The sequence below is a fragment of the Streptomyces sp. NPDC006551 genome, from assembly GCF_040611675.1.
GTDB lineage: Bacteria > Actinomycetota > Actinomycetes > Streptomycetales > Streptomycetaceae > Streptomyces.
Window position 1 is genome coordinate 1 of record NZ_JBEXOT010000081.1, and the last position, 9,503, is coordinate 9,503.

The 9,503-nt window shown below is 71.3% G+C and carries 8 protein-coding genes; 4 read left to right on the forward strand and 4 right to left on the reverse strand.

From position 1 onward, the window contains the following. Nucleotides 1-163: 163 nt before the first annotated feature. The 4 genes from ABZY12_RS33930 (at nt 164) to ABZY12_RS33945 (ending at nt 3,511) form a co-directional block, all read left to right on the forward strand. On the forward strand, nt 164-688 hold the full coding sequence (locus ABZY12_RS33930; protein WP_356897245.1) for a GNAT family N-acetyltransferase: 525 nt from the start codon (nt 164-166) through the stop codon (nt 686-688). A 60-nt stretch (nt 689-748) separates the two neighbouring features. Next, nucleotides 749-1,042: a DUF4229 domain-containing protein gene (locus ABZY12_RS33935; RefSeq protein ID WP_356897247.1), complete on the forward strand. Its 294-nt coding sequence runs from the start codon at nt 749-751 to the stop codon at nt 1,040-1,042. A gap of 367 nt (nt 1,043-1,409) precedes the next feature. Further along, the gene (locus ABZY12_RS33940; protein WP_356897249.1) at nt 1,410-2,723 is read left to right on the forward strand and encodes a dicarboxylate/amino acid:cation symporter; all 1,314 of its coding nucleotides are present in this window, start codon (nt 1,410-1,412) and stop codon (nt 2,721-2,723) included. 137 nt (nt 2,724-2,860) lie between these two features. Further along, on the forward strand, nt 2,861-3,511 hold the full coding sequence (locus tag ABZY12_RS33945) for a TetR/AcrR family transcriptional regulator (protein ID WP_356897251.1): 651 nt from the start codon (nt 2,861-2,863) through the stop codon (nt 3,509-3,511). Nucleotides 3,512-3,597: 86 nt separating this feature from the next. Here the strand turns inward: ABZY12_RS33945 and ABZY12_RS33950 are convergent, their stop codons facing one another. The 4 genes from ABZY12_RS33950 to ABZY12_RS33965 form a co-directional block, all read right to left on the reverse strand. Then, nucleotides 3,598-3,846 carry an SCO4226 family nickel-binding protein gene (locus tag ABZY12_RS33950; RefSeq protein ID WP_356897253.1) on the reverse strand — a complete coding sequence of 83 codons (249 nt, stop codon included), beginning with the start codon at nt 3,844-3,846 and terminating at the stop codon, nt 3,598-3,600. 41 nt (nt 3,847-3,887) lie between these two features. Next, entirely contained in the window at nt 3,888-4,547 is a 660-nt protein-coding gene (locus ABZY12_RS33955) for a pyridoxal 5'-phosphate synthase (protein ID WP_356897255.1), read from the reverse strand. Nucleotides 4,548-4,600: 53 nt separating this feature from the next. Beyond that, nucleotides 4,601-7,966: a hypothetical protein gene (locus ABZY12_RS33960; protein ID WP_356897257.1), complete on the reverse strand. Its 3,366-nt coding sequence runs from the start codon at nt 7,964-7,966 to the stop codon at nt 4,601-4,603. Between the two features lie 174 nt (nt 7,967-8,140). Next, a complete protein-coding gene (locus tag ABZY12_RS33965) occupies nt 8,141-9,403 on the reverse strand; it encodes an FAD-dependent monooxygenase (protein WP_356897259.1) in 1,263 nt (420 codons plus the stop codon). Between the last annotated feature and the right edge of the window lie 100 nt (nt 9,404-9,503).

Consider the following 9,503-nt stretch of genomic DNA (forward strand, 5'->3'; position numbering starts at 1 on the left):
GCCGCGCCGTCGCCTCGCCGGGCCGGTCCGCGGGGGGCGCGCCGCGCCCCCCCCCGCGCGCGGGGGGCCCGGGGCCGGTGCGCTGGTGCGCACCGCGGCCGTCCCGCGTCCGGCGGCGGGAAACCTCTTGAACCGCCCGCACGGTAATGGCTAGCCTGCCCCTATGGCCCTTACTTTTGAACTGGACCCGCCGGTCACCCCCGCCCTGCGCGACGGCATCCTGCGCCTCTGGGCGGATGTCTCGAACGCCGGCGGCGCCGTCGGCTTCGTTCCGCCGGTGACGGTCGAGGAGGTGCGGCCCGAGCTGGTCAAGCACCTCGTCGCCATGGTCGAGGCGCGGATGCGGCTCGTCGTCGGGTACGAGGAGGACGGCACCGTCGCCGCCACCGCCTTCGTCGCGTACAACTCGCACCGGCTGATGAAGCACTGGGTCTGGCTCTACACCGTCATGGTCCACCCCTCCCACCAGGGCAAGGGATACGGCCGCGATCTGATGGCCGCGACCGAGCGCGAGGTCCGCGGCTTCGACGGGATCGACGCGATCCGGCTCACCTGCCGGGGCGGCACGGGCGTCGACCGCTTCTACGCCTCCTGCGGCTACAAGGAGGTCGGCCGGGTTCCGGGTGCCATCCGGGTGGCGGACGGGGACGACCGGGACGACATCGTGATGCTGCTCCCGCTGGATTGATCCCTTTGGGGACATGCTTCACTGGTCGGGCAAACCAGTGGAGCAGAGAAAGGGGCCGTCGTGTCCGAGAACGGGACGGGCGCAGCCACCCTCCGGTACACCCTCATGCGCCTCGGCGTCTTCGCCGGGTGCTTCTTCGCCCTGTGGGGTCTGGTCTACGTCGGCGTGCTGCCCCGCGGCCTCGGCGACTCCAACCTGCTGTGGGTGCTGGTTCTCTCCGTCGTGATCTCCGCGCCGCTCAGCTTCGTGCTGCTGCGCAAGCAGCGGGACGCGATGTCGGAGCGGATCGCCGCCAAGGTCGACCACGCGAAGGGCCGCCTGGAGGCGAACCGGTCTCGAGAGGACGCGGCGTAGCCGTCGTAGGAACCACGTAAGTTTCCTCACAGCAGGACATACCCGCCCACCCCGGCTTGGAGCTTCGAAGGCTCCTGACCGGGGTGTTCTGCGTTTCGCAGGCCGCGAGGGGCTCGATCACCTCAAAGAAGGGCTTTGAGGTTCTCAAAGTTCAAGTGTTAACGTGTTCGGCATGAAGACAGCAGTGCGCCTCCCCGATGCCGTGAGCAGTCCGCTCGTGGCGCGCCTGCATGTCGATCTGTGCCGCTGTATGTCCGCGGTCTGTTGCCGCGAGCTCTGACCCCGGCATCATGCAGCGGCACGCCTCAGCGCGTGTGCCGCACCCCCCGTCCCCGTATTTCCCGATACGCACCTGTGGAGTGTGTCTGTGTCCGCGTCCGCGTCCGCGCCCGTGACGAAGTCCCCGTCCCGCATACCCAAGGTCCCCTTCTGGGCCCAGATCGTCGCCGGTCTCGTCCTCGGCGTCCTGCTCGGCTGGCTCGCCCGCAGCCAGGACGTCAGCTGGCTCAAGGAGACCCTCGGCCAGGTCGGTGACATCTTCGTCCAGCTTCTGAAGCTGGCCGTCGCCCCGCTCGTCTTCTTCGCGATCCTGGTGTCGATCACCAACCTGCGCAAGGTCAACAACGCCGCCCGGCTGGCCGCCCAGACGCTCGTCTGGTTCATGATCACGTCGCTGATCGCGGTCGGCATCGGCCTCGCGATCGGCCTGCTCACCAACCCCGGCGCCGGCACCGGCCTCACCCCGCAGGACGGCAAGCTGCCGAAGCGCGAGGGCACCTGGATCGACTTCCTGACCGGGATCATCCCCAGTGACGTCATCACGCCCTTCACCGAGCTGAACGTCCTGCAGATCGTCTTCATGGCCGCCGTCGCCGGTGTCGCCGCGCTGAAGCTCGGCGACAAGGCCCAGCCGATCCTCACCTTCTCCGAGTCCGTCCTGGAGCTGCTGCAGAAGGCCCTGTGGTGGGTCATCCGCCTCGCCCCGATCGGCACCGTCGGCCTCATCGGCTTCGCCATCGCCGACTACGGCTGGGAGCTGATCGGCAAGTACGCGACCTTCACCGCCGACGTCTACATCGGCTCCGCGCTGGTCATGTTCGGCGTCTACCCCCTGCTGCTCGCGACCGTCGCCAAGGTCAACCCGCTCCAGTTCTTCAAGGGCGCCTGGCCGGCCATCCAGCTGGCCTTCGTCTCCCGCTCCTCGGTCGGCACCATGCCGGTCACGCAGAAGGTCACCGAGCGCCTCGGCGTCCCGAAGGAGTACGCCTCCTTCGCCGTCCCGTTCGGCGCCACCACCAAGATGGACGGCTGCGCCGCGATCTACCCGGCGCTCGCCGCGATCTTCATCGCGCAGATCTTCGACGTCCAGCTGGGCATCCAGGACTACCTGCTGATCGCCTTCGTCTCGGTCGTCGGCTCCGCGGCCACCGCGGGTCTGACCGGCGCGACGGTCATGCTGACGCTGACCCTCTCCACCCTGGGCCTCCCGCTCGAGGGCGTGGGTCTGCTGATGGCGATCGACCCGATCCTCGACATGATGCGGACCGCCACCAACGTGGCCGGTCAGGCGCTGGTCCCGGTCGTCGTCGCCGCCCGCGAGAAGATCCTGGACGTCGAGAAGTACAACTCGGCCTCCTCGTCCCCGGTGGACGAGCGCGAGCCGCTGGCCGTCGCGGCCTGACTCCCCTCCGGTTCCCGCGCGTTCCGGCCCCACGTGCCCTCTGCCCCCGTCCGGGCAGGGGGCACGTAGGCTTGTGGCGAGAGGCCGCGAGTGCGGGGCGGGGCCGAGTGCGGGGGCGGGGCGGAAGGATGTCCGGCGTGGGTGCCACGAAGGCGAAGCGTCTGCCGCGTGCGGTGCGGGAGCGGCAGATGATGGACGCCGCCGTACGGACATTCGGGCAGCGCGGCTATCAGGCCGCGTCCATGGATGAGATCGCCGAACTCGCCGGCGTCTCCAAGCCGCTGGTCTATCTGTATCTGAACTCCAAGGAAGACCTGTTCACCGCCTGCATCCGGCGGGAGGCGCAGGCGCTGCTCGCCGCCGTGGCGGCCGCGGTCGACCCCCGACTGCCCGCCGACGAGCAGCTGTGGGCCGGGCTGCTGGCCTTCTTCACGCACACGGCCGAGCACCCCGACGGCTGGGCGGTGCTCAGCCGGCAGGCGCGCACGCAGGGAGAGCCGTTCGCGGGTGAGGCGGCCCAGATGCGGGACGAGATCGTGTCGTACGTGGGGACGCTGATCGGGGCCACGGCGAAGGAGACCCACCGCGCGACGCACCGCGACCCCGACCTGGCCGAGCGGGACGTGGCCGGGCTGTCCCAGGCCCTGGTCGGTGCGGCCGAGTCGCTGGCCAACTGGGCCAACGAGACGCCGGGGATGACGGCCCGGGAAGCGGCGGCGACGCTCATGAACTTCTGCTGGGCGGGGCTCGGCAACCTCATGAACAACGAGCGCTGGTCACCTCGTTGACGTCGGGAACGACGAGGGCGGGTCGCCTCGTCGAGCCGGTCCCACACCGACCCGGTGTCACCGGCCCGTCTCGCACCGAGCCGGTCTCACACCGACAGCTTCACCTCGTGGATCTCGTCGGCCGCGTGGCCCGTACGGGAGTGGATCCGCTGGACGGCTTCGGCCGACGGGCCCGTGGACAGGCAGTACACCGTGCCGGAGTCGGGGTCGGCCCAGGCCTTCTGGAAGTGCACGCCCTCGTCCTTCTCGATGGCGAGGTCGGCCGCGTGCGCCTCGCTCAGCTGATCCGCGGTGATTCCCACCATGCCCCGGTGAACATCCATGTACGTACCCATGGTTCTCACACCTCCACTTCCATGGTGCGCTCCGTACCCGGTCACGGCCAGAGCAGCTCGCGGGACCAGGCCGCGCCCTCCTTGCGGTAGCGCAGCCGCACGTGCCGCCGCTCCGCGTCGCCCTGGAAGAACTCGGCCTCGGACGGCTCCATGACGTACAGCGTCCAGGTCTTCGACTCCGCCTCCGGCTCGGCGTGCGCCCGCTCCCAGGCCGCCGCACTCGCCTCGGCCAGCGCCTCCAGGGACGGCAGGACCTCGCTCTGCCTGCCGACCAGCGCAGAGGCGAGGGCGCCGGTGGTGCGGGCGTGGAGGTCCGCGTACGCCTCCTCCGGCGTCCCGGTCGTGACCCGGCCGCGCACGCGCACCTGGCGGCCCCGCTTCGGCCAGTAGAAGCCGAGCGCGGCCTCGGGGCGGGCGGCGAGCTGGCGGCCCTTGGCGCTGGTGGAGTGCGAGGCGAAGTGCCAGCCGCGCTCGTCGGCGCCGTGCAGCATGACCGTCCGTACGTCGGGCCGGCCCCCCTCGTCGACGGTGGCCAGGGACATCGTCTGCGGCTCGACGGCCCCCGCCTCGGCGGCCTCGACGAACCAGTCGTGGAAGAGGGCCACGGGCTCGGCCGGGGCGGTGGCGGGATCGAAGGCGGGCAGCTCGGTGTCCCAGACACGGAGAGACCGCAGGGCCTCATGGAAACGCGCATCGTTCATGGCGTTCATCATGAGGCCCCGCGGCCGGGATGGTGCGGTGGACCGACCGGGTGTCAGCCGGTGTAGTAGCCGGCGACGTCGGCGATGAGGTCGACGGTGCCCGCCCGGTTGTAGAAGGTGATCTTGCCATCGTTGACGGGGACGACCACGAGGTTGGGCACGGTCTGGCCGGCGACGAAGTTGAGGTTCGACGCGGCGGTGCGCGGCGTCCCGTACGGGTAGACCGAGACGAAGCTCGCGCTCGTCGGGTTGGTCGCGGTCACGTTCAGGACGAGGGCCGTGTACTCCGTACCCACGTGCAGGGTCACGGTCTGGCCGGCGCCGACCTTGGCCTTCGCCACGCCGGTGCCGTCACGGGTGTCCATCAGCCGCTTGGGCTGCATGCCGGTGAGGAGCGAACCGGATCCGAGCTTGAAGTACCCGGCGACGTCGGCGATGAGGTCGACGGTGCCCGCCCGGTTGTAGAAGGTGATCTTGCCGTCCTTGACGGGCACGATCACCAGGTTGGGGACGGTCTGGCCGGCGACGAAGTTGAGGTTCGACGCGGAGGTGCGCTGGGTGCCGTACGGGTAGACGGAGACGAAGCCGCCCGCTGTCGGGTTGGTCGCGGTCACGTTGAGGACGACGGCCGTGGCGCCGGGCTCGGTGACCGGGAGCGTCACCGTCCCGCCCGCGCCGACCTTCGCCTTCGGCACGCCGACGCCCGCGCGGGTGTCCATCAGGCGCTTGGGGGTGACCGGTTGGTACGTGGAGCCCCCGCTGCGCTCGGTGTAGTAGCCGGCGATGTCGGCGAGCAGGTCGACGTCGCCGTTCTTGTTGAAGAAGTCGACGTGACCGTTGACCACGGGCACCGTCACCAGGTTCGGGACGGTCTGCCCCGCCTTGAAGTTGAGGTTGGAGGCGCTGGTGCGCGGCGTTCCGTCCGGGTAGACGGAGACGAAGCTTCCCGCCGTCGCGTTGGTCGCGGTGACGTTCAGGACGACGGCGGTGACGGTCGTCGACGGGACGCCGGCGACGCCTGTCACCTTCAGCCGTGCCCATCCGCCGGCGCCGAGCTTGCCCTGAGGCACCCCGAGGCCGCTGCGGGTGTCCATCAGCCGGGTCGGCGTGAGCGGCTGGTACGTGCCCCGGAGCGTGGTGAGCGAGCTGCCCTCCAGCCGCACCGTGCCGGTCAGGGTCCGCTCGTCGCCGGGCGCGGCGCCGCCGACCGGGAGGGCTCGGAGCGTCCAGGTGTAGTCGCCGTCGAGCAGACCGCGGCCCTGGGTGTCCTCCCCGTTCCACTGCGTCGCGACGGCGGCACCCCTGCCCATGTCGCCGCCTGTGCTGCGGACGACCTGGCCGTGGCGGTCCTTGACGACGAGCGTCCAGTCGCCGACCGGCCGGGAGAACCGCCACACGGGGGACCAGGACACCTGCGGCCGCACGCCGGAGTGGCCGGCGAAGGACAGGACCGGCGGGACGGAGGAGTCGAGGGCGGTCATCTGCTGCCGGGGCAGCTCGACCTTCCTCACGTGGATGTTCTTCGCGGCGTCGATGTACGCGACGTCGCCGCCGAACTTGTCGACGGTCCAGGTCGTGCGGCGGCCGGAGCCGGACGCGGACGCCGGGAGGTCGGCGAAGTCGGTGGTCTGGCCGGTGGCCGCGTCCGTGAGCATCAGCTTGTCGCCCTCGTGCCGGACGACGAAGCCGTCGCCGAGCAGGGCTTCCCCGGCGGGGACCGGGACGCTCTTCTTCGCCGTGTGGTCGTAGACGCCGGCCTTGTCCGCTCCGCACGCCCAGTACAGCCAGCGGCCGACGGCCTGGAGTTCGGTGGGCTTGCAGCCGGAGCCGAGGTCGACGGCGGTGGGAGAGGTGGTCTTCGTCTTCAGGTCGTAGGAGTTGACCCGGCCCGCGGTGGCGGCGGGCTTCCAGACCTTGGTGTCCCACAGCGCGGCGGCCGAGTCGGTGAGGGTGAGCTTCACGTCGTCGGTGAGGTGGCTGTAGTCCTCCAGATCGGCGACCCACGTGGTGTCGCCGCCGCGGGCGAGGACGTACCGGCCGGCTCCGTCGACGACGTCGCCGGACCCCGGCAGCTCCGCGATGCGGGTCTCCCCGCGGGTGTGGGAGAAGAGGGCGTTCCCCCGCGCGTAGACCGTCTCGCCGTCCCCGAGGGAGACGAGCCCCGGCCGCAGGCTGACCTGCTTCGTCCGCAGCTTCGCGACGGGGGCCCACACCGCGTTGGTGTCGACGTCGTAGAGGCCGGTCAGGCCGTCGGGCGCGGAGTCGCTGAGGTAGCTCAGCCGTCCGCCGCCGAGCGCGAGGCCGCTGTACGTGGCGGGGACCTGCGGGATCTTCCGTACGGCTGTGGTCCGCGGGGTGCCGTCGGCATCGACGGTGATCCGGTGCAGGGCCCAGTCACGGGCGCTCGTGCCGCCGGCGACCAGGACGCTGCCGTCGGGGGCGACGACGAAGCTGTTGTCCTGCGCGCGCCAGAGCAGCTCGGTGGCCGTGCCGCCGCCGATCGGGATCGCGCGGAGCGCGTTGCCCCGCTCGTACAGGTTGGCCGGGTTGGTCAGGGTGCGCTGGAAGAGCAGCACGTCGCCGACGACAGTGAAGCCGGTGCCGGGTCCCTCGGTGCCGGTCGCCTTGGGCAGATGCGTGATGACCGGGGTCGCGGTCGGGTTGGCGCGGGAGACGGAGTACAGCTCCTCCCCGTAGGCCGCCTTCGCCACGACGTGGCGCTCGCCCAGGGCGACGTAATCGACCGGAGAGATGAGGTCCGGGAGCCGCGTCAGGGTGGCGGAGGCGTGGTCGAGCAGGTAGAGGCGGGTGCCCTCGGCCGTCTTCGCCCGGATGATCGCGCCCTTGGTGTCCTGCTTGATGACGACCAGGGGCCCCGTGGCCGCGGGCAGGTCCCGCACCGGTCGCTCCGTCGGAGCACCTTCGGCCGTCGCCTGCCACAGGCTCAGCGAGACCAGCCGGCCCGTCTCGTCCTGGGCGTACGAGAGCGTGGTGTCGGCGTTGTACACCTTGGGCCAGACCTGGCGGGCCGGGATCGTGATCGCCTTCTGGGTGCCGGTCGCCAGGTCCGAGACGGTGACGGTGCGCGGCTGGTCGAAGGAGTCCGAACCGATCGTGGCGAAGAGGCCGGAGTGGCCCCCGGCCTGTTCGGCGGTGAGCGGGGTGTCGGTGCCGGTCGCGTGGTCGGTCCAGACGGTGCCGACGCCCTCCCGCGTGTGGGCGTAGCCGGTCGCGCCGGCGTGCTTGAGGATCTCCTCGCGCGGCGTGTAGCGGCCGGGGTCCGGGACGACGATCTCGTTCGAAGCGGGTTCGTCGGCGACGGCGGGTGTGGCGGCGGCGCCGACGCCGCACAGGCCGGCCGCGATGCCGAACGCGGTGGCGGCGGCCACTGTTCTGCGCGTGAGCGCAGGGCGATGCAAGGACTGCAAGGGTGGGTCCCTCCCCATGAAAACCTGGACCGGCGTGGGCGGGCAGGTGAGGGGTGGCCTGTCCGGCCGTCCCCTCGGCCGTTCGTGCGGCCGCGTCTCCGGCCCCGCCGGGACCTGGATCGTAACAGCGGTCCCATCTGTCCCCGGAAGGGATTTCGAACCCGTTCAAACCGCCGCGTGGCGTCCGTACTCCTTCAACGGCACCGCGTGCGCCGCCTTCTGGAGGTCGTCGCGGATCTTCTTCGCGATCAGGTTCTTCCAGGGGGTGCGGGGCAGCGTGCGCACCATGAACATGCGCAGGGCGATCTTCCACCGCGAGGAGAGCGTCATCTCCCTGGCGAAGCCCGCCGCGAACCTCTGGTTCAGCTCCACGCCCGGCCGCATGAGCCGCTCGTACGCCTCGAACGCCGCCCGGTGGTCGCCGTCCGCCGCCGCCAGTTCTCCCGCCAGGACGTACGCGCCCGTCAGGGCGAGGCCGGTGCCCTGGCCGGAGGCGGGGGAGGCGCAGTGGGCGGCGTCGCCGAGGAGGACGACCCGGCCCTGGGACCAGCGGTCCATCTCGATGACGCCGATCGCGTCGAAGTAGAAGTCGTCCGCGTCCGCGGCGTCGGCGAGCAGGCGGGGAATCTCCCAGCCGTCACCCGCGAAGGCCTCGGCGAGGAGTTCCTTCTGCCGGCCGGTGTCCCGGTGGTCGTACGGCAGTTCCTCGGGCGAGGCGAAGACGAAGCAGTTCTTCGCCGTGTGCGCGCTCTCGCCGGCCGTGGCGTAGACGGAGACCAGCTTGTCCGGGCGGGCGTGGTACGTCTCCCAGCGCGTCAGCCCCAGCCGGTTGGGGGCGGTGAAGATCGCGATGTACGCGCCGAGGTACCGCTTGAAGCGCCGCTCGTCGCCGAAGACGAGCCGCCGGGTGTGCGAGTGCAGGCCGTCGGCGCCGACCACCAGGTCGAAGCGGCGGCGCGTCCCGCTCTCGAAGGTGACGTCGACGCCGTCTCCGTCGTCGTGGAGGGCGGCGATCGAGTCGCCGAAGAGGTAATCGACGTCGTCGCGGGTGCGTTCGTACAGGATGCGGGCGAGGTCGCCGCGCATGATCTCGTCGTCGCCCTCGACGCGTCCGCCGAAGATCTCGGCGGGCAGCCGGCCGACGGTGCGGCCGCGCTCGTCGACGTACGAACCGCCCTCCATGTCCGTGGACGCGGTGCGGACCGCGTCGAGGATCCCCATCCGGCGGCAGACCTCGACGGCGCCGCCCCGGATGTCGACCTTGTAGCCGCCGGTGCGCGGGGCGGGCGCGCGTTCGACGACGGTGGGGGCGAAGCCGTAGCGGTGGAGCCAGAGGGCGAGGGCGGGGCCGGCGATGGAGGCGCCGGAGATCAGGACGGTCCTCGTGGTGCGGGCGTGAGCGGTGCCGGCGGGCGCGGTGATGGTCATGGCGGGACTCCTCGTCGGGTGGCGCGGGGCCGAGACCGGTGGCCAGCCGCTCGGCGTACCGGTCGAGGAGCGCGGCGTAGCGCGGGTCGGTGGCGTGGTG

Bases quoted from the DNA above. Each gene is read 5' to 3' on its own strand.
- ABZY12_RS33955 (WP_356897255.1), bottom strand. From the start codon at position 4,547: ATGAACGATGCGCGTTTCCATGAGGCCCTGCGGTCTCTCCGTGTCTGG.
- ABZY12_RS33965 (WP_356897259.1), bottom strand. From the start codon at position 9,403: ATGACCATCACCGCGCCCGCCGGCACCGCTCACGCCCGCACCACGAGG.
- ABZY12_RS33950 (WP_356897253.1), bottom strand. From the start codon at position 3,846: ATGGGTACGTACATGGATGTTCACCGGGGCATGGTGGGAATCACCGCG.
- ABZY12_RS33930 (WP_356897245.1), top strand. From the start codon at position 164: ATGGCCCTTACTTTTGAACTGGACCCGCCGGTCACCCCCGCCCTGCGC.